The sequence below is a fragment of the Pseudomonas sp. 10(2024) genome, assembly GCF_045164175.1.
Lineage (GTDB): Bacteria > Pseudomonadota > Gammaproteobacteria > Pseudomonadales > Pseudomonadaceae > Aquipseudomonas > Aquipseudomonas alloputida.
Map to the genome: position 1 here is coordinate 2,037,726 of NZ_CP174006.1, position 26,169 is coordinate 2,063,894.

Sequence of the window (26,169 nt, forward strand, 5' to 3'; positions counted from 1 at the left end):
GTAGGACGCTTCCTACAAGTAAGCTTGCGCGTTAAACGTTTAATAAACATGATTTCTGAGATTTGAGTTGTTCGTTGCGTAAAAACCATGCGCTGGATAATCGTCGAGCGTCGAGTTCAAATATGTAACAAAATAAATTCTTGAATAGAATTGAGTTTATGTACTAGCCTCTTTTCCGCTGTTGGGATGGCTGGGTTAATTCACGGGCATGTGTACGATTGAGTGGGAGAGTTAAGGTGAGATGATTATTCGTTATGCAGGTAACGTCGGACTTTCATTCCTGTTCTTGTTAATGCCTGCCTTGACCCGTGCATCGCAGGACTGCCCACGGATCGTGTCCAATATCGAACGCCTGGCGTGTTTCGATCAGGCGGCGGGTACGCCGGGATTCACGCCGCACCGACAGTGGTCAGCGCAGGAACTGGAAGCGCCCACGTTGCGTCGCGTATTGATCCATGAGACGGGGCGGGCGCCCGAGGACTTGATGTTTCGCCTCAGGTCTGAAGAAGGCGGGCTCCTGATCTCTGCACCTGCGATTGCTTCAGTTGCACCGCACCCCTACCTGATCATCAGCTGCGTGCAGAACATCTCGAGGTTGCAACTGGTCACCGCCCAACCCGTCGATGCCAGCCGAGTGCAGGTGCGGTTGAGAGGGGAGCGGGGCGCTACTGTACCCACACCGTGGCAAGTGATGGAAAACGGCCAAGTGCTCGACGCCGGCAGAGGCTTGCCGGGTATAGAGCAGATCAAGCAATTGTTCGGGGCCCATCGCATTCACGTAGAGAGCGACAACCCTGCCGTTGATGGACTCGTTTTTGACGCTCAGGGGCTGGACCCGCTTATCGACGAGGCTCGCAAGACATGTCGCTGGTAGCTGAGGTCGAGGCGCAAGAAATCACACGGTTGCTCGCACCCATCGATGCCCAGGTACCGGCGGGGCTGTTCGATGGGGAAGACGAAACCTACCAGGCCATTGACCAGGAGATGGTCAAGCTGGGTGGGCTGCAGGAAGCGTCTATCGACTGGGACTACATCGAGGAGGCCTCTGGTCAGTACCTGGAGCGACAGTGCAAGCATCTGCGGATCGTCGCGCACTTGAGCGTTGCGTGGCTGCGCAGTGGTTGTTGGGAGCGCTGGGGGTTCACCTTGGCGTTGCTGGGCGGAATGATCGAAGGCTATTGGGAAACCGCTCATCCAGCGCCTGGCCCGAAGGGCTTCCTGACCAAGCGCAAGGTCGTTGGCCTGGTGCTCAATCGCTTGATCGATGCGCTGCCGCGCCTTGATCGTTTCACTTACACCCCGGCTCACGCCGCAGCGGCGAAGGGTGCATTGGCCCGTTTGCTACGTCAGCAGGAAGCCGCCCAGCTTGACCCGGCTGTTCTGGGTGAGCTGGAGCGCCTGTTGCGCAAACACACGGCGCTTGCCAACGGTATTGGCGAGTGCGATGCGCCCAAGAACCCGGTGGAGAGCCCCCAACCTGCGCCGCTGGTGGATGTCATCGCCACGCCGAAACCCTGCATGTCGATCGGTAACGAGCGCGAGACGCGCCGAGCCATCCTGAGCATGGCCGAGCTGATCAACCAGCAGGACCCTTACGACCCGACCGGCTACCAACTGCGTCGCTTCGGTCTGTGGGCCCACATTCAGGCCGCACCGCAAACCCGGCAGGGCAACCGTACAGAGTTGATGGCAGTGCCGCGGGATATTGCCAGCGACTACGAGGAGGCCATCGCCGGTACCGTAATCGACGCGGCGTTGCTCCAGCGGGTTGAAAAAAGTGTGTCGGCTTCGCCCTTCTGGATTCGCGGCAGCTTCCTTGCCGCAACCGCCGCGTCGCGGCTGGCGATGGGCGAAGTGGCTGAGGCCATCCGTGCGGCGACCGCTCGTTTCGTGCTGCGCATGCCAGCGCTGCAGCAGCTGTGCTTCAGCGACGGTCGGGTGTTTGTCGACGACCAATGCCTGGTCTGGCTCAAAGGGGCAGACGGGCAATCCGAGCAAGCCGGAGCTTCCCAAGAGTTCACCAGCCTTCGCGAAGAACTGGTCAGCCAGCTGGAAAGCGGCGGCGTAGAACCGGTGTTGCTAAGGCTGCAGGGGATGCAGGCAGATTTTCGAGCCCCTCGCGAGCGCTGCCATACCACCCTCATCGCAGCGGACCTGTTGGCCGCACGAGGCGTGTCCTGGTTAGCCCAGGACCTGTGCGCCGGGGTAGCGCGCACGATGCAGCAAACCACCGCCAGCGACTGGGAGCCCGAGGTATTCCAGCGGCTTCAACAATACGCGTCCTCCCACGTGCTGGCCGATCGGAACAAGGAGCAGGAGCCTCGATGAATCAACTCTGGAAGTACCTCAAACGTTGGGGCTGGCCGCTGATGACCCGTATCGGTCTGGCAATGCCGCTGCTACTTGGGCTTGGCGCTGTGCTGATGCTGGTCGCCATCTGGTGGCTCGGCCCGCAATGGACGTGGCGCGATCAGCAGCCGTTGGCCAGTGTGGCGCATCGTAGTATGGCCAGCCTGGTGTTCGTGTTGGTGGCGCTGTTGTGCTGGCTGGTTGTCTTGAGAACGCGCTTTCGCCGCTTGCAAGCAGAACGTCAGCAGGCGATGGCTGCCGAGGTGGATCCGGCGCAACCGTTCGTTCATGCACAAGAGAAGGCGTTGAGCCAAGGGCTCGCACGCTACCTGGACAATGCCGGTGGGCGTCGCGCGCTGTACCGATTGCCGTGGTACCTCGTGCTGGGCGCCAGGCAGGCCGGCAAGAGCAGCTTTATTGACTGCACCGATCAAAGTTTCTCGTTGACCCGCATCGACAAGGCGCAGGCACGGGGACGGCCAGCGCAGGCGCTCGCCTACCCCGTGGGGTGGTGGATCAGCAATGATGCGGTGATCATCGACCCGCCCGGTGCCTTTATCAGCCAGAACGGCCCCGCAGATTCGCTGGGCAGTGACTCCACTGACGTTGAGTCTTCGGTACCGTCTGGAACCCAAGCCAAACTGTGGCAGCATCTGTTGGATTGGCTGCAGCGCAATCGAAGCCAGAGAGCCCTCAACGGCCTGGTGCTGGTTGTCGACCTGCCCGCGCTGCTGCACGGTACCGTCGAGCAACGCACGGCACTTGCCCACCTGCTGCGCACACGTCTTTACGAGGCGAGCAGCCAGTTGGGCTCGCGCTTGCCGCTGTATGTCGTGTTGAGCAAATTCGATCTGCTGGACGGCTTCGACCAATTCTACAGCAAGCTTTCGGCCGCCAAGCGCAACAGCCTGTTTGGATTCACGTTCAAGCTGGATGCTGTCGACACCTTCGACGCTTGGCTGGGCGAGTATGGCGAACACTACGATCGGTTGCTGGAGCAGCTGTTCGAGCAGGTGATCGATCATCTGGACGTGCAGGGTAGCCCTGCGTTGCGTTCACGTCTCTACTCACTGCATAGGCAGTTGCTCGGGTTGCGTCCAATGCTGTTGAGTTTTCTGCGCGAGACCTTGGCAAGTGACCGTTTCACCACCCCGGCGCTGGTGCGCGGTGTGTATTGGTCGTCAGTCGTACAGCACGGTGACGTGCGCAACGCCTTTGTCCGTGAGGCGGCGCAGCCTTACAAGACCAGCCTCCCCTTGCTGGAGGGCAAGGCGCAGGGCAAGGCGTTGGCCTACTTCATTCAACAGGCCTTTGGGCGGGTCATCTACAAGGAGGCCGGCCTTGCCGGCGACAACGTCAGGGTGGCACGGCGCAAGCGACAATTGCTGTGGGTGGGTGCTTCTGTAGGCGTCCTGGCCTTCTGTGTCGCTATTGCCAGCTGGCATCGTTACTTCGACATCAATGGCATCAAGGCCGCCAGCGTGCTGGCCAAGAGCCGGGAGTACAGCCATCACGAAGTGGATCAGCGTCTGGACCCGACCGGGCGCAACTTGCTGGAGCCGCTGGACCAGATCCGCGATGCGGTAGCAGTGTTTGGCGACTACCGCGCTGCGTGGCCGGGCGTTGCTGATCTGGGGCTGTATCAGGGCCGCGCCATCGGGCCGACCGTGGATGAGGCGTACCTCAGTTTGTTGTCCAGGCGTTTCTTGCCTGCGTTGGCCAGCGGCGTGATCGATGCCATGGATGCGGCGCCCCCCGGCAGCGAGCAGCAAATGGCCGCGCTCCGGGTTTACCGGATGATCGAGGATCGCCGGAACCGCCGAGCGGAATGGGTCGAAGACTGGATGGCGCGACAGTGGCAACAGGCCTTCCCCGGCCAGGGGCAGCTGCAACGTGACCTCATGCGGCACCTGAAGTATGCCCTGGCCTACGCGGATACCGACCTGCCGCAGTATCGCCAGCGTGTCAGCGACGTGCAGCAGACCTTACGCAAGGTGCCGTTGCCACAACGCGTGTATGCAGGCCTGAAGCAGCAGGCCCAGGAGCAGTTGCATACCGGTCTGGACCTGCGTCATCAGGTGGGGCCTGCGTTCGATGTCGTTTACCAGCTGTCTTCCGGCTCGAGCCAGGGCGACAATGGTGTTTTGCTGGCGCCCATACTCACCGCCAAAGGCTTCAAGGAGTATTTTGAACCGCGTAGTCAGCGCTTTACGGAAATGGCAATGATCGACCAGTGGGCACTGGGGGAACGTGCTCAACTGGACTACTCCGATGCCGACCAGGCTGCGCTGAACGAGCGCCTGCGCAACCTGTACAGCGCCGACTACATCGACAGCTGGCGCCGCGCCTTGAACGCATTCTCCGTGGCGGATTTTCGAGACCTGGATCATGGCATCACGATCCTTGAACAGTTGGCCGGGCCAGCGGCGCCGTTGCACCGATTGCTGGAGACGGTTCGCGACAACAGTTCGCTGTTATCACCAATGAATGTTGGCGTGGCGGATGAGGCCCCCTCTCTTGTTTCGGTCAACGGCAAGCCCGAGCAACAACAGGCGCTGGCCATCCAGCGGGCGTTTGCAGGCTTGAACGCCATGTTGCACGCTGCAGGCGAAAAACCGAGCTATTACGATGAAACCCACGCAGCCATAACCGCCGTCCACGACTATGCCAAGGCGGTACAGGGTAGCCCACACCGGGGCAAGGCCGCGCTGCACGCGGTGCATCAGCGCTTTTCAATGACCGGGCACGACCCCATCGGCACCTTGCAACGCGTCGCCACTGGCTTGCCGGAGCCAATCAATCATCACGTCAGAAAGGTGGCAGAGCAAACGGCGCAAGTGCTGAACGTTGAAGCGCTGCGCGAGCTGGAGCGACGGTGGGATGCTGAAGTCTACAGCTTCTTCCAGCAGCGCCTGGCCGAGCGCTACCCATTCGTCGTCAGGGCACCCGACGCTTCGCTGGAAGACTTTGAAGCGTTCTTTGGACCGAATGGGCGACTGCAGCAGTTCCAGGATCAATACCTGAAGCTCTTCCTCAAGGACAATCTGGAGGCCTTGCAGGCTGGTCTGCAGGGGCGTTCCCTGATCCGTACTGATGTGATCGAGCAGCTGAAACTGGCTGATCGCATCCGCGAAACGTTCTTTGATCAGCGCGGTAACCTCAGCGTGCAGTTCAGCATCGAGCCATTGGGGCTCAGTGCAAATCAACGCACCAGCCTGCTGGATCTGGATGGCCAGCTGATTTCCTACACCCACGGCCCAAGCCAGATCACCGGCATTGTCTGGCCCAATACCTTGGGGCAACACGTGCGCAGCAACCTGACCCTGCTCAGGCAGAACGGCAATAGCAGCAGCCTGGAGTATCGAGGGCCTTGGTCGATGTTCCGCCTGCTGAGCCGCGGTTCGCTCAATGGACGTACGGCAACCAGCGTGGACCTGAGCTTCAGGACGGGTGATGGTGTGATGCGCTACCGGCTGAACGCGGAAAAGGCTTTCAACCCAATTACTCAACAACCGTTCAAAGGTTTTCGGTTGCCCCGAGGGTTGTTGCAACAGCCAGCCAGGGTGGTGTTGGTCGAACAGGCGGATGTGCCTGTCATGTAAGCAGGAGGTGGTGCAAAACGAAGCGCGAGTCCAGGCGCGGCATTACTGTACCCAGGCTATCGAGCAACTGAAGTCGGGCATGCGCTCGGGCAGGGACTTACAGGCATGTTGAAGCGCTGATCAAGCCCAGAACCCAACCAGCACCAACGCCGCCACACCCAGCCCGACCGCAACCGAGCAGCCACCCAGCGACAGCGCCGCCCGGCCTTGCCGATACCAGCCGTCATGGCCCAATTGCCGTGCCGGCGCCAGCAGGCTGCGCCACCGCAGTTCCGTATCGTGAAACGCCTGCAAGTTCGCCGTATCGGCATCCAGCCAGCGGCGGAAGTCGATACGCTCGCACGCCGTCACCTGCGGGCTCTGCAAGCGCACATACCATTGCCCGGCCACGCTCGCCAGCACATCCCGGCGCGAGCGGCCAGCTTGCAGCGCCTGGCCCATGTTGCGCTCGATACTCGCCAGTGGCAGGTCAAGGCGCACAGCAATGCTGGCGAAGTCCAGCTGATCGAGGCGGTTGAGCAGGAATACTTGCTGTACGCGCCGTGGTAGCCGCCTCAGTGCATGCAGCAGGGCATCGTCGGCATCATGCTCGGTAGCAGGAGTGGGGTGCTCAAGGGGCAGTAGCAGACGGGTCATGGACAGCTCCTTGCTCTATAAAGGGGAGGAGGGGGCATCTTCCTTGATGCGGAAACAGCGTAGTAGAAACGAGATTGATTCTCAAGTGCTGATTCCGCAAAGTTTTGTAACGAGCGTTCACGCCCTGAAACACCTTTGCTATCATGCGCGCCATCACGATCTTCATTAGCCTGAAGAGCCAAAAAAAAGACCCGGCAAAAAAGCCGGGTCAAAAACCGTGATTAGCCTGATGAGGAGATAATCTGAGAGCGACCTAAGCTTTCAGGTTATCCAGCGGATCTCGCGATCAGCTGAGTGCAATAATAATCGTTATCATTTGGCAGTCAAATGAATTTTCGCTAATCCGGTAAAAAAGTTTTACCGGCGCGCTTCCTTGTCCCGGCAATCGGGGCTTTTGCCGTTACGCGGCCATCACGTTCTCTCCCTCCTTTCTTGTCTATAAACCCGGTCACTCGGTGTGTTTGTGCTCCAGCAGTGCGCGAGCCATGTCCATCATGTGCATCAACGCGAACGTCAGTTCGCGCTGGCTGCCGTGCTGGTGGGTGGCGGTTTCCTGGGCGGTGGCCGCAGCGCAGCGCAGTAGGGCGATGGCGTGTTCCTTGGCCTGTTCGCCGGTTACGCCTTCGTGCAGGGTCCAGATCCTGTTGTCCAGGGTGGGCCGCGGTGGGTTGGGGTTGAGGTAATAGTCGAGCGCGCGGCGGGCTGCTTCGCTGTCGAGATCTGTTTCGTCGTTTTTCGGTAGTTTCATCCTGATACCTGCCGGAGCCAGTAGGGAAGGGGTCAGGTCGATGGTAATACCTACAGTATTTTTATTCTTCCCGATAAATAATACTGAATGTTTATTGAGCGCTTGAAGGCAGTCCGTATCGTGCCAGCGATGAATATGGATAAATGGATTGCCCTCGTCCGTGACCGGATGGAGGAGCTAGGGCTCACTCAAGAGCAGCTTGCCGAGCGCGTTGGTGTGTCTCAAGGCAGTGTCGGTCATTGGGTGAACAAGCGGCGTCAGCCGAAAATCGAATCGATGAACCGCACGTTCGTCGAGCTTGGAATGCCTCATTACAACGTCAGCCTGCAGCTGCGTATCCAGGGGCAGGTTGGCGAGGAGCGTAGTGTTTACGAGATAGCAGACGATGATGAACTCGACCTCATGCGGTACATCGTTTGCTTCCGTTACCCGGTGCTGGGTTGGAGTGAGTTAGAGGCTGCGACGGCTGTAGAGCCTGCTGTTTTCGAGCAGACTGACTACCTGGCACAGGGCAAGGCGTTCTGGCTAACCGTGGAAAACGATGCCATGAGCGCTGTCAGTGGCCGCAGTGTGCCGCAGGGCATGCGGATGCTGGTGGACCCAGGTGTAGAGGCTGAGGCGGGGCGTTTGGTTATCGCTCGTCAGCCGGGCAAGCCGGCGATTTTCCGCGAGCTGGCCGAGGAAGGTGGGCAGCGTTATCTGAAGGCATTGAACAGTAACTACCCGGCGCTGTTGTGCGAAGAGGGTTGCGAATTTCTTGGGGTGGTCGTGCGGGTGCATGGGGCCTTTTGAAAGGGTTTGAGTAGCGGCGGCAACGGTGAACGGCGGGTGGAAGTTGGCCAGCAGGGCCGGCCCTTTCGCGGGTAAACCCGCTCCTACACGCGGCCTGTGCCCAATCACCGATGTGTGTCCACCCCCGATCAGGTGTAGGAGCGGGTTGGGCCTGCCCCGTGACAACGGACGCCAAGAAGCGATACTTACATCGCTATCTTGGAGGTTGTCATGTACCCAACCACTCGCCGTAATTACACCGATGAGTTCAAGATTCAGGCCGTTGCGCTGGCTGAAACGCTTGGCAGGACGGAAGCTGCTCGCCAGCTGGAGATGTCTGTGAAGACGTTGGACAACTGGGTCAACGCTTCCCGCAACGGCCAGCCGTTGAGCTCTCCTGACCGTCGCGCAATCACCAGAGAGGACAGCGAGTTAGCACGATTGCGAGCCGAGAACGCCGAGCTGAAACTGGAGCGTGAAATCCTAAAAAAGGCGGCGGTATTCTTTGCCAAAGAGTCCAGGTGAGATACGCCTTCGTCGCTGAAGAAAGGGCTCAGTTCCCGGTGCGTCTGTTGTGCCGGGTAATGGGTGTCTCGGTTTCAGGGTTTTACGACTATCAGCATCGCCAAGGCCGTCCAGATCCGGATGCACAGATTCGCATCGATCTCCACAAGGTTTACGCGGCTAGCCGCAAGACCTATGGCCGACCACGGCTAGTCGAGGCACTACGGCAGCAAGCCTATGCGGTAGGTCACAAGCGCATTGACCGGCTAATGCATGAAGAACACATACAGGGCCGATCCAAGGGCGGTTTCAGACCGTGCACCACCGACAGTCACCATGCGCTGCCAGTGGCGAGCAATTTATTGGGTCGTCAGTTCTCCGTTCAAAGCTCCACCCCAGCCTGGGTCAGTGATATCACTTACATCGCTACGAAAGAGGGCTGGCTTTATCTGGCAGTGGTACTGAGCATCCAAACCCGCCAGGTGCTGGGGTATAGCCTGGCGGACAGGATGCCTGACGACTTGGTCGAGAGCGCTTTCATGAACGCCTGGAACGCATGTTTGGGCGTCTACGGAGTGATTTTCCATTCCGACCAAGGGCGCCAGTACGCGAGCAGCAGGTTTCGTCTCGCTTTGGCCAAGAAGGGCTTCGCGCAAAGCATGAGTCGGAGAGGAAACTGCTGGGATAACGCCGTAGCTGAAAGTTTCTTCGCTACATTGAAGAGAGAGGAAGCTTGCGCGGTCTACCCCACAAAGAAACAGGCTCACCTGGCAATTGCCAGCTACATCCATGGGTTTTACAACAGCTGTCGACTGCATTCAGCGCTGGGTTACCGTTCACCGAACGAGTACGCAAAAGGCTTAAGGCAGTTGGCTCAGTAACCAGCTTCTTGGCGTCCGCTGCCACAGGACAGGCCCAGGTTTACCCGCGAATACGGTAGCGGCGGCAACGGTGAACGGCGGGTGGAAATTGGCCAGCAGGCCCGGCCCTTTCGCGGGTGAATCCGCTCCTACACGCGGCCCGTGCCCAACCACCGACCTGTGTCCACCCCCGATCGGGCGTAGGAGCGGGTTTACCCGCGAATACGGTAGCGGCGGCAACCGTGAACGGTTGGTGGAGATTGGCCGGCAGGACCGGCCCTTTCGCGGGTGAACCCGCTCCTACACGCGGCCTGTGCCCAATCACCGATGTGTGTCCACCCCCGATCGGGCGTAGGAGCGGGTTTACCCGCGAATACGGTGGCGCCGGCAACAGTGAACGGCTGGTGGAGATTGGCCGGCAGGACCGGCCCTTTCGCGGGTGAACCCGCTCCTACACGCGGCCTGTGCCCAATCACCGATGTGTGTCCACCCCCGATCGGGCGTAGGAGCGGGTTTACCCGCGAATACGGTGGCGCCGGCAACAGTGAACGGCGGGTGGAAATTGGCCAGCAGGGCCGGCCCTTTCGCGGGTAAACCCGCTCCTACGGCGGCCTGTGTCCAACCCCCGAGGTGTGTCAACCACCAATCTGCGTAGGAGCGGGTTTACCCGCGAATACGGTGGCGCCGGCAGCGTTGAACGGCTGGTGGAGATTGGCCAGCAGGGCCGGCCCTTTCGCGGGTAAACCCGCTCCTACGGGCTGTTGCAGGGGCGGCCTTGTGTTGCGTTAGGGCCGCAAAGCGGCCCTCCGGCACCGTTATTCCACCAGTTCGACCAGCACAGTCCCTTCGCTGACCATATCCCCCTCCAGGCAGAACAGCGCCTTCACCGTGCCGGCATGCGGCGCACGAATGCTGTGCTCCATCTTCATGGCCTCCAGTACCACCAGCGCAGTACCGGCTTCCACCACCTGGCCAGGTTCGACCAGCACCCGCACGATACTGCCGTTCATGGGCGCACCCATCCCACCCTGATGGCTGTGGCTGGCTTCAGCCTCGGCAATCGGGTCGAAAGCTTCGATGGCATGCATTTCACCATCCCAGTGCAGGTACAGCGTGCCACCCCGACGGATTGCCAGATGCTGGCGACGCACGCCGTTCTGGTCATGCACCAACTGCTCACCTTGCAGCTGCCAGGTAGAAGCAGCGCTGCGTTCCAGGGCCACTGCCTGATCTTGCCCAGCGCTCACCAGATGCAAGCTGCTGCGTGCCGGTAGGCCCAAGCGCAGGCCGTTACGCCCGCCCCAAGGTGAATGGCGGTCGTCTTCGCGCTGATGGACCCCCTGGCCCTGCAGCCACGCCTCTGCCGCCGCTTCCCAGAAGGCTGCCGGCAGTGCTTGCGGCGCAGGCAGCAGAACCGCCTGATGACGCGGAATGAAGCCGGTATCCAGCTCCGCCGCAGCAAATGCCGGGTGGGCGAGAATGCGCCGCAGGAAGGCAATGTTGGTCTTCAGCCCGCCAATGGCAAACTCGTCGAGCATGGCCAGCAAGCGCAGGCGTGCCTGTTCGCGGTCTTCGCCCCAGGCGATCAGCTTACCCAGCATCGGGTCGTAGAACGGCGACACCACATCGCCTTCGCTGACCCCGCTGTCCACCCGCCGGCCTTCGCCAGGCGCCGATTCACGGTACAGCGCCAATTTGCCGGTCGCGGGTAAGAAATCGTTGGCCGGGTCTTCGGCATACAGGCGTACTTCGATGGCATGGCCGATCAGCGGCACCTGTTCCTGTGTGATCGGCAGGGCTTCGCCGCAGGCCACGCGAATTTGCCAGGCAACAAGGTCCAGGCCGGTTATGGCCTCGGTGACCGGGTGTTCCACCTGCAGGCGAGTGTTCATCTCCATGAAGAAGAATTCGCCACGTGCATCAAGCAGAAACTCCACGGTGCCGGCACCCACGTAACCGATAGCCTGAGCGGCACGCACCGCCGCTTCGCCCATGGCCCGGCGCAGTTCGGGCGACAGGCCGGGGGCAGGGGCCTCTTCCACCACCTTCTGGTGGCGGCGCTGAATGGAACAGTCGCGTTCGTTGAGGTACAGGCAGTTGCCGTGCTGGTCGGCGAACACCTGAATCTCCACGTGGCGTGGCTTGAGCACGTACTTTTCCACCAGCATGCGCGCATCGCCGAACGACGACTGTGCCTCACGCTGGGCCGAGGCCAGGGCGTCGGCCAGTTGGCTTTCTTCCTCGACCACTTTCATGCCCTTGCCACCGCCACCAGCGCTGGCCTTGAGCAGCACCGGGTAGCCGATGCGTTCGGCCGCAGCGCGGAAGGTGTCCAGGTCCTGGGCCTCGCCGTGGTAGCCCGGCACCAACGGCACGCCGGCCGCTTCCATCAGTGCCTTGGCTGCCGATTTGCTGCCCATGGCGTCGATGGCGCTGGCCGGTGGGCCGAGGAATATCAGCCCGGCCTGCTCGATGGCGCGGGCGAAACCTGCGTTCTCGGACAGAAAGCCATAACCTGGGTGGATAGCCTGGGCGCCGCTGGCCTTGGCTGCTGCCAGCAGCTTGTCGACCAGCAGGTAGCTTTCGGCGGCCTTGGTGCCACCGAGATCCACGCGGATGTCAGCTTCGCGGCTATGCCGGGCGTCACGGTCGGTGGCGCTGTGCACGGCAACAGTGGTCAGGCCCATGGCCTTGGCGGTGCGCATCACCCGGCAGGCGATTTCGCCGCGGTTGGCGACCAGCAGGGTGGTCAAAGCGGGGCGGCTCATGGGCGCGGCTCCTTCTTGTCAACGGTTTGCCAGGCAGGGCGGCGTTTTTCCAGGAAAGCGCGCAGGCCCTCCTGGCCTTCGGCGCTGACGCGGATGCGGGCGATGGTGTTTTCGCAGTAACGGCGCAGGGCCGGGCTGAGTTCGCCGTCGTCCACTTCGCGCAGCAAGTCCTTGGTGGCGCGCAACGCTTGTGGGCTGTTCTGCAGCAAATTGCTTACCCAGGCTTCCACGTGGTCGTCCAGTTCGCTGGCCGGGTATACCTCGGCCAACAGGCCAAGCTCGCGGGCGCGCACGCCAGTGAAACGCTCGGCGGTGAGGGCGTAGCGGCGCGCGGCGCGTTCGCCAATGGCCTTGACCACGAACGGGCTGATCACCGCCGGGGCCAGGCCGATGCGTACTTCCGACAGGCACAGTTGGGCGTCTTCGGCGCCGATGGCCATGTCGCAGCAGCTGATCAGGCCCAGCGCGCCGCCGAAGGCTGCGCCTTGCACCACGGCCAGGGTCGGGGCCTTGAGGCGGTGCAGGGCGTACATCAGCTCACCCAGTTCGTGGGCGTCATCCAGGTTGGTGTTGAAGTCCAGTTGTGCCGACTGCTGCATCCAGGCCAGGTCGGCACCGGCGCTGAAGTGCCGGCCACGGCCGCGCAGCAGCACAAAGCGCAGGCTGGCGTCTTCGGCCAACTGGTCGATGGCCACGATCAGCTCGCGGATCATCTGCGCGTTGAAGGCGTTGTTCTTGTCCTCGCGGCTTAACCACAGGGTGGCGAAGCCGCGTGGGTCGCGGATCACTTCGAGGGTGCTGAAATCGCTCATGGGTCACATCCGGAAAATGCCGAAGCGGCTCGGTTCGATCGGCGCGTTCAGCGCGGCAGACAACGCCAGGCCGAGGACGTCTCGGGTCTGTGCCGGGTCGATGACGCCGTCGTCCCACAGGCGGGCACTGGAATAATAGGGGTGGCCCTGACGTTCGTACTGGTCGAGGATCGGCTGCTTGAGCCTGACTTCGTCTTCAGCGCTGAATGGCTGGCCGCTGCGTTCGCTCTGCTCGCGCTTGACCTGGGCCAGCACCCCGGCGGCCTGTTCGGCGCCCATCACGCCAATCCGCGCGTTGGGCCACATCCACAGGAAGCGCGGGTCGTAGGCGCGGCCGCACATGCCGTAGTTGCCGGCGCCAAAGCTGCCGCCGATGATCACCGTGAACTTTGGCACCTGGGCGCAGGCCACGGCGGTGACCAGTTTGGCGCCGTGCTTGGCGATGCCGCCTTCTTCGTATTTCTTGCCGACCATGAAACCGGTGATGTTCTGCAGGAACAGCAAAGGGATGCCGCGCTGGCAGGCCAGTTCGATGAAGTGCGCGCCTTTTTGCGCAGCTTCGGCGAACAGGATGCCGTTGTTGGCCAGGATCGCCACCGGGTAGCCGTGCAGGTGGGCGAAGCCGCACACCAGAGTGGTGCCGAACAGCGCCTTGAATTCATCGAACACCGAGCCATCGACCAGGCGGGCGATCACCTCGCGCACGTCGAACGGTTGCTTGGCATCGGCCGGAACCACGCCGTACAGCTCATCGGCCGCATAAAGCGGTGCCACTGGTGCCAACCGCTGCAGCTTGCCGAGCTTGTGCCAGTTGAGGTTGGCCACACTGCGTCGTGCGATGGCCAGGGCGTGTTCGTCGTTGTCGGCATAATGGTCGGCGACGCCGCTGGTGCGGCAATGCACATCGGCGCCGCCGAGGTCTTCGGCGCTCACCACTTCGCCGGTGGCGGCTTTCACCAGCGGCGGGCCGGCGAGGAAGATGGTCGCCTGCTGGCGCACCATGATCGCTTCGTCGGCCATGGCCGGCACGTACGCGCCGCCAGCGGTGCACGAGCCCATCACCACGGCGATCTGCGGGATGCCTTGCGCGCTCATGTTGGCCTGGTTGAAGAAAATGCGCCCGAAATGCTCGCGGTCGGGGAACACTTCGTCCTGGCGTGGCAAGTTGGCGCCGCCGGAGTCCACCAGATAGATGCACGGCAGGCGGTTCTGCAGGGCGATGGTTTGTGCACGCAGGTGCTTCTTCACCGTCAGCGGGTAGTACGAACCGCCTTTTACCGTGGCGTCGTTGGCCACGATCATGCATTCCACGCCTTCCACGCGGCCGATGCCGGCGATCACGCCCGCCGCTGGCACGTCTTCGCCGTACACCTCATGGGCGGCCAACTGGCCGATCTCGAGGAACGGCGAGCCTGGGTCCAGCAGGCGGTCGATACGCTCGCGCGGCAGCAGTTTGCCACGCGAGGTATGCCGTTCCTGGGCCTTGGGCCCGCCGCCCTGGGCAACCTGGGCGAGCAGGCCGCGCAGGGCCTGGACCTGTTCGAGCATGGCCGCGCTGTTGACGGCAAATTCTGCCGAACGCGGGTTGATCTGGGTGTGCAAGGTAGCCATGTGCGCCGTCCCTTATGTTCAGCGGGTTTCGTTGAACAGTTCGCGGCCGATCAGCATCCGGCGGATTTCACTGGTGCCGGCACCGATTTCGTACAGCTTGGCGTCGCGCAACAGGCGGCCAGCCGGGAATTCGTTGATATAGCCGTTGCCGCCAAGAATCTGGATCGCTTCCAGGGCCATTTGCGTGGCACGCTCGGCGGTGTACAGGATCACGCCGGCAGCGTCCTTGCGGGTGGTTTCGCCACGGTCGCATGCCTGAGCCACGGCATACAGGTAGGCGCGGCTGGCATTGAGCTGGGTGTACATGTCGGCAATCTTGCCCTGGATCAGCTGGAACTCGCCGATGCTCTGGCCGAATTGCTTGCGGTCGTGGATATACGGCACCACCAGGTCCATGCAGCTTTGCATGATGCCGGTCGGGCCGCCGGACAGCACCACACGTTCGTAGTCCAGGCCGCTCATCAGGACGCGCACGCCGCCGTTGAGCTGGCCCAGAATGTTCTCAGCCGGCACTTCCACGCCATCGAAGAACAGCTCGCAGGTGTTGGACCCGCGCATGCCCAGCTTGTCGAACTTGTTGCTGCGGCTGAAGCCTTCCCAGTCGCGCTCGACGATGAACGCGGTGATGCCGTGCGCACCCTTGTCCAGGTCGGTCTTGGCGTAAATCACGTAGGTATTGGCGTCGGGACCGTTGGTGATCCAGGTTTTGCTGCCGTTGAGCACGTAGTGATCGCCGCGTTTTTCTGCGCGCAGCTTCATCGACACCACGTCGGAGCCGGCATTGGGCTCGCTCATGGCCAAGGCGCCGATGTGCTCGCCGCTGATCAGCTTGGGCAGGTACTTGAGCTTCTGCTCGTGGGTGCCGTTGCGGTTGATCTGGTTGACGCACAGGTTGGAATGGGCGCCGTAGGACAGCGCCACCGAGGCGGAGCCACGGCTGATCTCTTCCATTGACACCACATGGGCCAGGTAGCCCAGGCCAGCGCCGCCGTACTCTTCCGGTACGGTGATGCCCAGCAGGCCCATGTCACCGAACTTGCGCCACATGTCGGCGGGGAACAGGTTGTCGTGGTCGATCTGCGCGGCGCGCGGGGCCAGTTCGGCGGCGACGAAGGTGCGCACCTGGTCGCGGAGCATGTCGATGGTCTCGCCCAGGGCGAAGTTCAGGGAGGGGTAATGCATGCTGGGGCACCTTCTTGTTCTTGAATTTGGGTTACACCATAGCTTGGGATCCAGCCCCGCCCCCTGTGGGAGTGGGCATGCCCGCGAATACGTCAGCAGGGTCACCGTCATTACCTGATCGGTCGCATTCGCGGGCAAGCCCGCTCCCACAGGGGGTGGCGTGACGCCTCAAGTGGGTGTCGTTCATCACCTTTACGTTAACGTAAACCTGCATGAGGTCACTGTCAATCCACTCGTCACCTTTACGTAAACGTAAATCTGCGCCAGAGTATTCCCGCTTGCTTCAGCCGTGCCCAAAACAACCACAAGAAGGGACACCCATGAGTCAACCGAGCTATACCCGCGGTCGCCAGGACCGACCCTTGCTGACCCAGACCATCGGCCAGGCCTTCGATGCCACCGTGGCCCGCTGTTCCGACAGCGAGGCCCTGGTGTCCCGCCACCAGGGCCTGCGTTACAGCTGGCGGCAGTTGGCCGAACAGGTCGAAATATACGCCCGCGCCCTTATCGCACTGGGCGTGAACACCGGCGACCGTGTTGGCATCTGGTCGCCCAACTGCGCCCAGTGGTGCATCTTGCAGCTGGCCAGTGCCAAGGTCGGTGCCATTCTGGTCAACATCAACCCGGCCTACCGTGTGGGCGAACTGGAATACGTGTTGCGCCAGTCCGGCTGCCGCTGGCTGGTCTGCGCTGAAGCCTTCAAAACGTCTGATTACCACGCCATGGTGCAGGAGCTGGTGCCTGAACTGGCCAGTGCCGCGCCTGGTGAGCTGGCCAGTGAATGCCTGCCCGAGTTGCGTGGCGTCATCAGCCTGGCCGCCAACCCGCCTGCCGGCTTCCTGCCCTGGCACGCATTGGCCGAGCGGGCAGGGCAGACGTCTGCCGAAGCCTGCACAGCCCGTCAGCAAAGCCTGCAGTTCGACCAGCCGGTAAACATCCAGTACACCTCCGGAACCACCGGTGCGCCCAAAGGTGCCACGCTCAGTCACTACAACATCCTCAACAACGGTTTCATGGTGGGTGAAAGCCTTGGCCTGACGGCCCGCGACCGTATGGTGATCCCGGTGCCGCTGTACCATTGCTTCGGCATGGTCATGGCCAACCTCGGCTGCATCACCCACGGCAGCACCATGATCTACCCCAACGATGCTTTCGACGCCGAACTTACCTTGCGCGCCGTGGCCGAGGAGCGCGCCACCATCCTCTATGGCGTACCGACCATGTTCATCGCCATGCTCGACCACCCGTCCCGTGCCCACATGGACCTGTCGACCCTGCGCAGCGGCATCATGGCCGGCGCTACCTGCCCGATCGAGGTGATGCGCCGGGTCATCGACCAGATGCACATGGCAGAAGTGCAGATCGCCTACGGCATGACCGAAACCAGCCCCGTGTCGCTGCAGACCGGCCCGGACGACGATCTGGAGCTGCGCGTGACCACCGTCGGCCGCACCCAGCCGCAGCTGGAGAACAAGCTGGTGGACGCCGATGGCTGCATCGTCCCTCGCGGAGAGATTGGCGAACTGTGCACCCGCGGCTACAGCGTGATGCTTGGCTACTGGGACAACCCCCAGGCCACGGCGGATGCCATCGACCCGGCCGGCTGGATGCATTCGGGTGACCTGGCGGTGATGGACGAGCAGGGCTATGTGCGCATCGTCGGGCGCAACAAGGACATGATCATTCGCGGCGGCGAGAACATTTACCCGCGTGAGCTGGAAGAGTTTTTCTACACCCACCCGGCGGTGGCCGATGCGCAGGTGATCGGCATTCCGTGCAGCCGCTATGGCGAAGAGATCGTCGCCTGGATCAAGCTGCACCCGGGGCACAGCGCCACGGTCGAGGAGCTGCAGGGCTGGTGCAAGGCACGCATTGCCCACTTCAAGGTGCCGCGGTATATCCGCTTTGTCGACGATTTCCCGATGACGGTGACCGGGAAGGTGCAAAAGTTCCGGATGCGTGAGATCAGTGTGGCGGAGATTGCAGCTGCATCTGCGGGTTGATGTGCTGGCGCGGCCGGCCTCTTCGCGGGTAAACCCGCTCCTACACAGGGGCAGCGCCGCATTCAAGGCCGGCACGGTCCCTGGTAGGAGCGGGTTTACCCGCGAAGAGGCCGGCCCGATCAATGCAAGATCTTCACCTTGCCAAGCACCCGGTCATCCTCAACCTTTCAATGAAGCAGCGGAGATCAGCTGTTCACGCTGGTGCCGTGGTCTACCCTTAAGCCTTCACCGGTGGCTCCTGGCTCGGCGGGTCACCTACCGTCGGCGGCACGGTCGGCTTGATCGGCAGCTCGTCCGGGTCTTCTTCCGGTACGGGTGGCGGCAAGCTCGGGTCGTCGATGTTGGGATCGGGTGTCTCCGGTGGAATGGGAATGTTCATGGCCTGACCTCGCGTGGGTGGGTGAAGAGGTGCTGTAGGCTCTGACCGCTGGCAGCTGCCGTTCGCTCAATTATTTTGAACCCCCCGCCTGTGCCCGGCTCTGAACCCTTACCGCCACCAGCCTGAGGGAGCAAGGTCGATGTCACGAAACGAGCCCTTTGAAAGCGTGCCCATGGCGAACGATCACCCGGACCAGGCCATTAGCCTGGCCCAGGCGCTGTTGGCGCCACGCATCGTGATCGAAGACACCCAACCCGTGCTCGACGCCGGCAGCTTCGCCGCCAAGGCCGTCAGCGGCCAGCCTGTGGCCGTCAGCACCAAGGCCTACAGCGACGGCCACGACCGCCTGGCGGTGATGCTCAACTGGCGCCAGGCCCACAGCCGGCGCTGGCATTGCGTGCCGATGCAGTCGGCGGGCAACGACCTGTGGCAGGCCGAATTCACCCCCACCGAGCTGGGCCCGCACCGGTTCAGTATCGAGGCCTGGATCGACCCGTTTGCCACCTATTGCCACGATCTGGAGAAGAAGTACCACGCCGGCGTCGAGGTAAAACTGGAACTGGAAGAAGGCCGCTTGATGCTGGGCAAAGGCATCGAGCTGTGCAGCGGCGCCCTGCGCGAGGCGCTCGAGGCCGTGCAGAGCCGCCTGGCCACGCTCAGTACCGATGATCAGGTGGCCGTGTTTCTCGACCCGACCACCGCCCGCCTGATGGGTGAAGCCGAACACCGCAGCTACCTGACCCGCAGCCCTGATTTCCCCCTTGATGTCGACCGCCCGGCCGCATTGTTCGCCAGCTGGTACGAGCTGTTCCCGCGCTCGATGACCGACGACCCGCAGCGTCACGGCACCTTCAACGACGTGCACGAACGGCTGCCGATGATCCGCGACATGGGCTTCGACGTCCTGTACTTCCCGCCCATCCACCCCATCGGCATGCAGCATCGCAAGGGCCGCAACAACGCCCTCAAGGCCGACCCGGGCGACCCGGGCAGCCCTTATGCCATCGGCAGCCCGGAGGGCGGCCACGAGGCGATTCACCCGCAACTGGGCAGCCGCGATGACTTCCGTCGACTGGTGGCTGCGGCGGCGGAACACGGCCTGGAAATCGCCCTCGATTTCGCCATCCAGTGCTCTCAGGACCACCCCTGGCTCAAGGAGCACCCGGGCTGGTTCAGCTGGCGCCCGGACGGCACCATCCGCTACGCCGAAAACCCGCCGAAAAAGTACCAGGACATCGTCAACGTCGATTTCTACGCCCCAGAGGCCGTGCCCTCGCTGTGGCTCGCCCTGCGCGATGTGGTGGTCGGCTGGGTCGAGGAGGGCGTGAAGACTTTCCGCGTCGACAACCCGCACACCAAGCCGCTGCCGTTCTGGCAATGGCTGATCGGCAATGTGCGCAGCCAGCACCCCGACGTCATCTTCCTCGCCGAAGCCTTTACCAAGCCGGCAATGATGGCGCGCCTGGGCAAGGTCGGCTACGCACAGAGCTATACCTATTTCACCTGGCGCAACCACAAGCAGGAGCTGCGCGAATATTTCGAGCAGCTCAATCAGCCGCCGTGGAGCCAGTGCTACCGGCCCAACTTCTTCGTCAACACGCCGGACATCAACCCGTTTTTCCTGCACACCTCAGGCCGCGCAGGTTTTCTTATCCGTGCGGCGCTGGCGACCATGGGCTCAGGCTTGTGGGGCATGTACTCGGGCTTCGAGCTGTGCGAGGGCACGCCGTTGCCGGGCAAGGAGGAGTACCTGGATTCGGAGAAGTACGAAATCCGCCCACGCGATTTCACCCAGCCCGGCAACATCATCGCCGAGATCGCCCAGCTCAACCGCATCCGCCGGCAGAACCGCGCCTTGCAAACCCACCTGGGCGTGGCCTTCTTCAATTGCTGGAACGACAACATCCTGTACTTCGCCAAGCGTACGCCCGAGCGGGACAACTACATCCTGGTGGCCGTCAGCCTCGACCCACACAACGCCCAGGAGGCGCACTTCGAGTTGCCGCTGTGGGAGTTGGGGCTGGACGACAACGCCGAAACCCAGGGTGAAGACCTGATGAACGGCCACCGCTGGTCGTGGTACGGCAAGACCCAATGGATGCGCATAGAGCCCTGGCACCTGCCGTTCGGCATCTGGCGCATCGAGAAAGCCGGGTAAAACCGGTCTGTAGCCTTTTCCCCTGTGGGAGCGGGCCTGCCCGCGAACACCGGCAGAGCCGGTGCCAAGCACCGCGGTGGCTGATTCGCGGGCCCGCCCGCTCCCACAGCGATGGTGCAAGAAGGGGCAAACATGCAATTGAAAGGAGTCGCACATGGCCAAGCGTTCCCGCCCGGCAGCCTTCATCGACGACCCGCTGTGGTACAAGGACGCCGTCATCTACCAGCTGCACATCAAGTCGTTCTTCGACTCGAACAATGACGGCATCGGCGACTTCGCCGGGCTGATCAGCAAGCTCGACTATATCGCCGAGCTGGGCGTCAACACCCTGTGGCTGCTGCCGTTCTATCCCTCGCCACGCCGTGACGACGGTTACGACATCGCCGAATACAAGGCCGTGCACCCCGACTACGGCAGCATGGCCGACGCCCGCCGTTTCATCGCCGAGGCCCACAAGCGCGGCCTGCGGGTGATCACCGAGCTGGTCATCAACCACACCAGCGACCAGCACCCGTGGTTCCAGCGCGCCCGCCACGCCAAGCGCGGCAGCAAGGCGCGCGATTTCTACGTGTGGTCGGACGACGACCAGAAGTACGACGGCACGCGCATCATCTTCCTCGACACCGAAAAGTCCAACTGGACCTGGGACCCGGTCGCCGGCCAGTACTTCTGGCACCGGTTCTATTCCCACCAGCCGGACCTCAATTTCGACAACCCGCAGGTGCTCAAGGCGGTGATCGGCGTCATGCGCTTCTGGCTCGACCTGGGTGTAGATGGCCTGCGCCTGGACGCGATCCCTTACCTGATCGAGCGCGACGGCACCAACAACGAAAACCTCGCCGAAACCCACGACGTGCTCAAGGCGATCCGCGCCGAGATCGACGCCAACTACCCCGATCGCATGCTGCTGGCCGAAGCCAACCAGTGGCCGGAAGACACGCGCCCGTACTTCGGCGAAGGCGACGGCGACGAATGCCATATGGCCTTCCACTTTCCGTTGATGCCGCGCATGTACATGGCCTTGGCCATGGAAGACCGCTTCCCGATCACCGACATCCTGCGCCAGACCCCGGAAATCCCGGCCAACTGCCAGTGGGCGATCTTTTTGCGCAACCATGATGAACTGACCCTGGAAATGGTCACCGACCGCGAGCGCGACTACCTGTGGAACTATTACGCCGAAGACCGCCGCGCGCGCATCAACCTGGGCATTCGCCGGCGCCTGGCGCCCCTGCTGCAGCGTGACCGTCGGCGCATAGAGCTGCTGACCAGCCTGCTGTTGTCGATGCCCGGCACGCCAACCCTGTATTACGGCGACGAACTGGGTATGGGCGACAATATCTATCTGGGTGACCGCGATGGCGTTCGCACACCCATGCAGTGGTCGCCAGACCGCAACGGCGGTTTTTCCCGCGCTGACCCGCAGCGCCTGGTGCTGCCGCCGATCATGGACCCGCTCTACGGTTACCAGACCGTCAACGTCGAGGCGCAAAGCCACGACCCGCATTCGCTGCTGAACTGGACCCGGCGCATGCTGGCGGTGCGCAAGCAGCAGAAGGCCTTTGGTCGCGGCAGCCTGCGCACCCTCACGCCCAGCAACCGGCGCATCCTTGCCTATATCCGCGAGTACACCGACGCCGACGGCAATACCGAGGTCATCCTCTGCGTGGCCAACGTGTCCCGCGCCGCCCAGGCTGCCGAACTCGAATTGTCACAATACGCCGACAAAGTACCGGTGGAGATGCTTGGCGGCAGCGCGTTCCCGCCAATCGGCCAACTGCCGTTTCTGCTGACCTTGCCACCTTATGCGTTCTACTGGTTCCTGCTGGCCAGCCGCGATCGTATGCCCAGCTGGCACATCCAGCCCACCGAGGGGTTACCCGAATTGACCACATTGGTACTGCGCAAGCGCATGGAAGAACTGCTGCAAGCCCCCGCAAGCGATACGCTGCAAAGCACCATCCTGCCGCAGTACCTGCCCAAGCGCCGCTGGTTCGCCGGCAAGGAAGGGCCGATCGATGCCGTGCGCCTGTGCTACGGCGTGCGTTTCGGCACCGCCACCACGCCGGTGTTGCTCAGCGAAATCGAGGTACACAGCGACGGCACGGCCACCCGCTACCAGCTGCCGTTCGGCCTGCTGCGTGAGGAACAGATCCATACCGCGCTGCCGCAGCAGCTGGCGTTGTCGCGGGTGCGCCGTGCCCACCAGGTTGGCTTGATCACAGACGCCTTCGTCCTCGAACCGTTCATTCACGCCGTGATGCAAGCCTGCCAGGATGGCCTGCGTCTGCCGTGTGGCGACGCTGAGGGTGAATTGCGCTTCGAATGCACAGAGCAGCTGGCCAGCCTGGCGCTCGACGAGGAGAGCGAAGTGCGCTACCTCAGCGCCGAGCAGTCCAACAGTTCGGTGGTCATTGGCGACCGCGTGGTGCTCAAGCTGATCCGCCGGGTCAACCCGGGCATCCATCCAGAGCTGGAAATGAGTGCCTACCTGACCGCCGCCGGCTTTGCCAATATCTCGCCGCTGCTGGCCTGGGTCAGCCGGGTGGACGAACAACATGCGCCGCACCTGCTGATGATTGCCCAAGGTTACCTGAGTAACCAGGGCGATGCCTGGGGCTGGACCCAGAACACGCTGGAAAGGGCCATCCGCGACCAGATGGAGCCCACCCGCAACGACGCCGAAACGCACACTGACGCATTGGCCGAACTCAGCGGCTTTGCGGCCTTGCTTGGCCAGCGCCTGGGCGAGATGCACCTGCTGCTGGCCGCACCCACCGAAGACCCGGCCTTCCAGCCGCGCCCCAGCGATGCGCAGGACAGCGAGCGCTGGCGTGCACAGATCAGCACCGAACTGACCCACGCCCTCGACCTGCTGGCCCAGCATCGCGACACGCTGGACGGCGACAGCCAGGCCTTGGTCGACGATCTGCAGCAACAGCGTGACGGCCTGGCCCAGCACATCGGCAACCTCGCCGAGCAGGCTCAGGGTGGCCTGCTGATGCGTGTGCACGGCGACCTGCACCTGGGCCAGGTGCTGGTGGTGCAGGGGGATGCGTACCTCATCGATTTTGAAGGCGAACCCGCCCGGCCCCTTGAAGAGCGCCGGGCAAAACACAGCCCCTACAAGGATGTCAGCGGCGTGCTGCGATCCTTCGACTATGCTGCTGCGATGATCTTGCGCAGCGCGTCTGCGGTGGACCTTTCCGAGCCGGCGCGGCAAGCCCGGCAGCGGGTTGCCCGGCAGTACTTGCACCAGTCCCGGCATGCCTTTGTCGAAGCCTATGGCCTGGCCACTGCCGCCATGCCCCACGCCTGGCAGCACGCCGAGGGCGAGCGAGCGGCACTGGAGCTGTTCTGCCTGGAAAAAGCCGCCTACGAGATTACATACGAAGCCGAAAACCGTCCGAGCTGGCTGGCCGTGCCTTTGCATGGTCTGCATGGACTGATCAGTACCTGGGGAGAGTCAGAATGAACGTTACAACGCGTGAAAACGGTGGCCTTCGGCAACGGGACCTCGACGCCCTGGCCCGCGCCGAACACGCCGATCCTTTTGCGGTACTCGGCCCCCACGGCGACGGCGCAGGCGGGCAGGTGGTCCGCGTCTTTCTGCCCAATGCCCTGAAAGTGCACATTCAGGCCCGGGAGGACGGGCGAGTCCTCGCCGAAATGGAGCAGGGCAGCCTGCCCGGTTTGTTCAGCGCGCACCTCGATAAGGCACAGCCCTATCAGCTTCACATCGTCTGGGCCGGCGGCGAGCAGGTTACCGAAGACCCCTACAGCTTCGGCCCGCAATTGGGAGACATGGACCTTCACTTGTTTGCGGAAGGCAATCACCGCGATTTGTCCGGGCGCTTCGGTGCCCAGCCGACTCAGGTCGATGGCATCGACGGCGTGTGTTTCTCGGTCTGGGCGCCGAATGCCCGGCGGGTGTCGGTGGTGGGTGATTTCAACAACTGGGATGGTCGCCGCCACCCCATGCGCCTGCGCCACGGCGCGGGGGTGTGGGAGCTGTTCATTCCGCGTCTGGGCGTGGGCGAAACCTACAAGTTCGAAGTACTCGGCAAGGAAGGCATACTACCGCTGAAGGCCGACCCGCTGGCCCGTGCCACCGAGCTGCCGCCGAGCACGGCATCCAAGGTAGCCGGTGAACTCAGCCACGCCTGGCAGGACCATGACTGGATGGCGCAACGCGCCCAGCGCCATGCCTACAACGCGCCGTTGTCGATCTACGAGCTGCACCCAGGGTCATGGCGCTGCGAGCTGGACGAAGCGGGGGAAATCGGGCGTTTCTACAATTGGCGCGAACTGGCCGAGCGGCTGGTGCCCTATGTGCAGGAACTGGGCTTTACCCACATCGAACTGCTGCCGATCATGGAGCACCCGTTCGGCGGCTCCTGGGGCTATCAACCACTGTCGATGTTCGCGCCCACCTCGCGCTACGGCAGTGCCGAAGATTTCGCCGCGTTCATCGACGCCTGCCACCAAGGGGGCATCGGTGTGCTGCTGGACTGGGTGCCGGCGCATTTCCCCACTGACGAACATGGCCTGGCGCGCTTCGACGGCACGGCCCTGTACGAATACGACAACCCACTGGAAGGCTACCACCAGGACTGGAACACGCTGATCTACAACCTCGGCCGCAACGAGGTACGCGGCTTCATGATGGCCTCGGCGCTGCACTGGTTGAAGCATTTCCACATCGACGGCCTGCGCGTCGATGCGGTGGCCTCGATGCTGTACCGCGACTACTCGCGCAAGGCCGGCGAATGGGTACCCAACCGCCACGGCGGGCGCGAGAACCTGGAAGCCATCGACTTCATCCGCCACCTCAACGGCGTGGCTGCCCACGAGGCCCCGGGTGCGCTGATCATCGCCGAGGAGTCCACCGCCTGGCCCGGGGTCAGCCAACCTACCCAACAGGGCGGCCTGGGTTTTGCCTACAAGTGGAACATGGGCTGGATGCACGACACCCTGCACTACATCCAGAACGACCCGGTGCACCGCACCTACCACCACAACGAGATGAGCTTCGGGCTGATCTATGCCTATTCCGAGCACTTCATCCTGCCCATTTCCCATGATGAGGTGGTGCACGGCAAGCATTCGCTGATCGACAAGATGCCCGGCGACCGCTGGCAGAAGTTCGCCAACCTGCGTGCCTACCTCACCTTCATGTGGGCACACCCGGGCAAGAAGCTGCTGTTCATGGGCTGCGAGTTCGGCCAGTGGCGTGAGTGGAACCACGACAGCGAGCTGGACTGGTACCTGCTGCAGTATCCCGAGCACCAGGGTGTGCAGCGCCTGGTGGGCGACCTCAACCGCTTGTACCGCGAAGAGCCGGCGTTGCACGAGCAGGATTGCCAGCCGCAGGGTTTCCAGTGGTTGATCGGTGACGACGCGCAGAACAGCGTGTACGCCTGGCTGCGCTGGAGCAGCAGCGGCGAGCCGGTGCTGGTGGTGGCCAACTTCACCCCGGTACCCCGAGAGGGCTACCGCATTGGCGTGCCGTTCGGCGAGCGTTGGCAGGAGCTGCTGAACAGTGATGCCGAGCTGTATGCCGGGTCGAATGTCGGCAATCTCGGGGCGGTGGCCAGTGACGAAGTGGCCAGCCACGGGCAGCCATTATCGCTGGCCCTGAACCTGCCGCCGCTGGGGGTGTTGATCATGAAGCCCGCCTGATCGGTTGGCCGCACTGGCCTTTTCGCCTGTAGGAGCGGGTTTACCCGCGAATCCGGTAGCGGCGGCAACCGTGAATGGCCTTTGGAAATTGGCCGGCAGGCCCG

General features: G+C 62.7%; 17 protein-coding genes. 10 read left to right on the forward strand and 7 right to left on the reverse strand.

All coding sequences use genetic code 11. The features are described from left to right. The first annotated feature begins 241 nt into the window (after positions 1 to 241). From vasI to tssM, 3 genes are read left to right on the forward strand one after another with little or no spacing between them, the layout of a single operon-like run. Complete coding sequence (vasI, locus tag ACI7M0_RS09180) at positions 242 to 874, forward strand: type VI secretion system-associated protein VasI (protein ID WP_177413619.1); 633 nt, start codon at positions 242 to 244, stop codon at positions 872 to 874. Beyond that, positions 862 to 2,328 (forward strand): type VI secretion system protein TssA, encoded by a 1,467-nt coding sequence (gene tssA / locus ACI7M0_RS09185; protein ID WP_129933775.1) that lies wholly within the window; start codon positions 862 to 864, stop codon positions 2,326 to 2,328. The genes vasI and tssA overlap by 13 nt, the downstream gene beginning before the upstream one ends. Then, positions 2,325 to 5,951, forward strand: a complete 3,627-nt coding sequence (tssM, locus tag ACI7M0_RS09190) for a type VI secretion system membrane subunit TssM (protein ID WP_129933776.1) — start codon at positions 2,325 to 2,327, stop codon at positions 5,949 to 5,951. Before tssA ends, tssM begins: the two co-directional genes overlap by 4 nt. Before the next feature lie 120 nt (positions 5,952 to 6,071). Here the strand turns inward: tssM and ACI7M0_RS09195 are convergent, their stop codons facing one another. Beyond that, positions 6,072 to 6,587: a DUF4880 domain-containing protein gene (locus tag ACI7M0_RS09195; protein ID WP_129933777.1), complete on the reverse strand. Its 516-nt coding sequence runs from the start codon at positions 6,585 to 6,587 to the stop codon at positions 6,072 to 6,074. A 448-nt stretch (positions 6,588 to 7,035) separates the two neighbouring features. Continuing rightward, a complete protein-coding gene (locus ACI7M0_RS09200; RefSeq protein WP_010954861.1) occupies positions 7,036 to 7,335 on the reverse strand; it encodes a DUF6124 family protein in 300 nt (99 codons plus the stop codon). 87 nt (positions 7,336 to 7,422) lie between these two features. Here ACI7M0_RS09200 and ACI7M0_RS09205 point away from each other — a divergent pair, with 87 nt between their 5' ends. From ACI7M0_RS09205 to ACI7M0_RS09215, 3 genes are all read left to right on the forward strand, one after another. Continuing rightward, positions 7,423 to 8,127, forward strand: coding sequence for a LexA family transcriptional regulator (locus ACI7M0_RS09205; RefSeq protein ID WP_010954860.1), 705 nt, complete (start codon positions 7,423 to 7,425; stop codon positions 8,125 to 8,127). A 210-nt stretch (positions 8,128 to 8,337) separates the two neighbouring features. Continuing rightward, the gene (locus tag ACI7M0_RS09210; RefSeq protein ID WP_023661668.1) at positions 8,338 to 8,631 is read left to right on the forward strand and encodes an IS3 family transposase; all 294 of its coding nucleotides are present in this window, start codon (positions 8,338 to 8,340) and stop codon (positions 8,629 to 8,631) included. After that, positions 8,628 to 9,491 carry an IS3 family transposase gene (locus ACI7M0_RS09215; protein ID WP_165367000.1) on the forward strand — a complete coding sequence of 288 codons (864 nt, stop codon included), beginning with the start codon at positions 8,628 to 8,630 and terminating at the stop codon, positions 9,489 to 9,491. The genes ACI7M0_RS09210 and ACI7M0_RS09215 overlap by 4 nt, the downstream gene beginning before the upstream one ends. A 794-nt stretch (positions 9,492 to 10,285) precedes the next feature. Here the strand turns inward: ACI7M0_RS09215 and ACI7M0_RS09220 are convergent. Genes ACI7M0_RS09220 through ACI7M0_RS09235 form a run of 4 tightly spaced genes read right to left on the reverse strand, consistent with a single transcriptional unit; the run spans position 10,286 to position 15,843 of the window. Continuing rightward, entirely contained in the window at positions 10,286 to 12,238 is a 1,953-nt protein-coding gene (locus tag ACI7M0_RS09220) for an acetyl/propionyl/methylcrotonyl-CoA carboxylase subunit alpha (RefSeq protein ID WP_129932006.1), read from the reverse strand. Next, positions 12,235 to 13,050 (reverse strand): gamma-carboxygeranoyl-CoA hydratase, encoded by an 816-nt coding sequence (locus ACI7M0_RS09225; RefSeq protein ID WP_003251320.1) that lies wholly within the window; start codon positions 13,048 to 13,050, stop codon positions 12,235 to 12,237. The genes ACI7M0_RS09220 and ACI7M0_RS09225 overlap by 4 nt, the downstream gene beginning before the upstream one ends. 3 nt (positions 13,051 to 13,053) lie before the next feature. Next, entirely contained in the window at positions 13,054 to 14,661 is a 1,608-nt protein-coding gene (locus ACI7M0_RS09230) for a carboxyl transferase domain-containing protein (protein WP_129932005.1), read from the reverse strand. A gap of 18 nt (positions 14,662 to 14,679) precedes the next feature. Continuing rightward, positions 14,680 to 15,843: an isovaleryl-CoA dehydrogenase gene (locus tag ACI7M0_RS09235; RefSeq protein WP_129932004.1), complete on the reverse strand. Its 1,164-nt coding sequence runs from the start codon at positions 15,841 to 15,843 to the stop codon at positions 14,680 to 14,682. Between the two features lie 320 nt (positions 15,844 to 16,163). On the opposite strand from ACI7M0_RS09235, the gene ACI7M0_RS09240 reads away from it, so the two are divergent. Next, positions 16,164 to 17,846, forward strand: coding sequence for an AMP-binding protein (locus tag ACI7M0_RS09240; RefSeq protein ID WP_104961282.1), 1,683 nt, complete (start codon positions 16,164 to 16,166; stop codon positions 17,844 to 17,846). 217 nt (positions 17,847 to 18,063) lie between these two features. On the opposite strand, the gene ACI7M0_RS09245 is transcribed toward ACI7M0_RS09240, so the two are convergent. Next, entirely contained in the window at positions 18,064 to 18,225 is a 162-nt protein-coding gene (locus ACI7M0_RS09245) for a hypothetical protein (RefSeq protein ID WP_003251307.1), read from the reverse strand. A 139-nt stretch (positions 18,226 to 18,364) separates the two neighbouring features. On the opposite strand from ACI7M0_RS09245, the gene ACI7M0_RS09250 reads away from it, so the two are divergent. From ACI7M0_RS09250 to glgB, 3 genes are all read left to right on the forward strand, one after another. Then, positions 18,365 to 20,383 carry an alpha-1,4-glucan--maltose-1-phosphate maltosyltransferase gene (locus ACI7M0_RS09250; protein WP_129932003.1) on the forward strand — a complete coding sequence of 673 codons (2,019 nt, stop codon included), beginning with the start codon at positions 18,365 to 18,367 and terminating at the stop codon, positions 20,381 to 20,383. Between the two features lie 154 nt (positions 20,384 to 20,537). Beyond that, positions 20,538 to 23,858 carry a maltose alpha-D-glucosyltransferase gene (gene treS / locus ACI7M0_RS09255; RefSeq protein WP_129932002.1) on the forward strand — a complete coding sequence of 1,107 codons (3,321 nt, stop codon included), beginning with the start codon at positions 20,538 to 20,540 and terminating at the stop codon, positions 23,856 to 23,858. Further along, entirely contained in the window at positions 23,855 to 26,065 is a 2,211-nt protein-coding gene (gene glgB, locus ACI7M0_RS09260; RefSeq protein WP_129932001.1) for a 1,4-alpha-glucan branching protein GlgB, read from the forward strand. The genes treS and glgB overlap by 4 nt, the downstream gene beginning before the upstream one ends. Positions 26,066 to 26,169 lie beyond the last annotated feature (104 nt).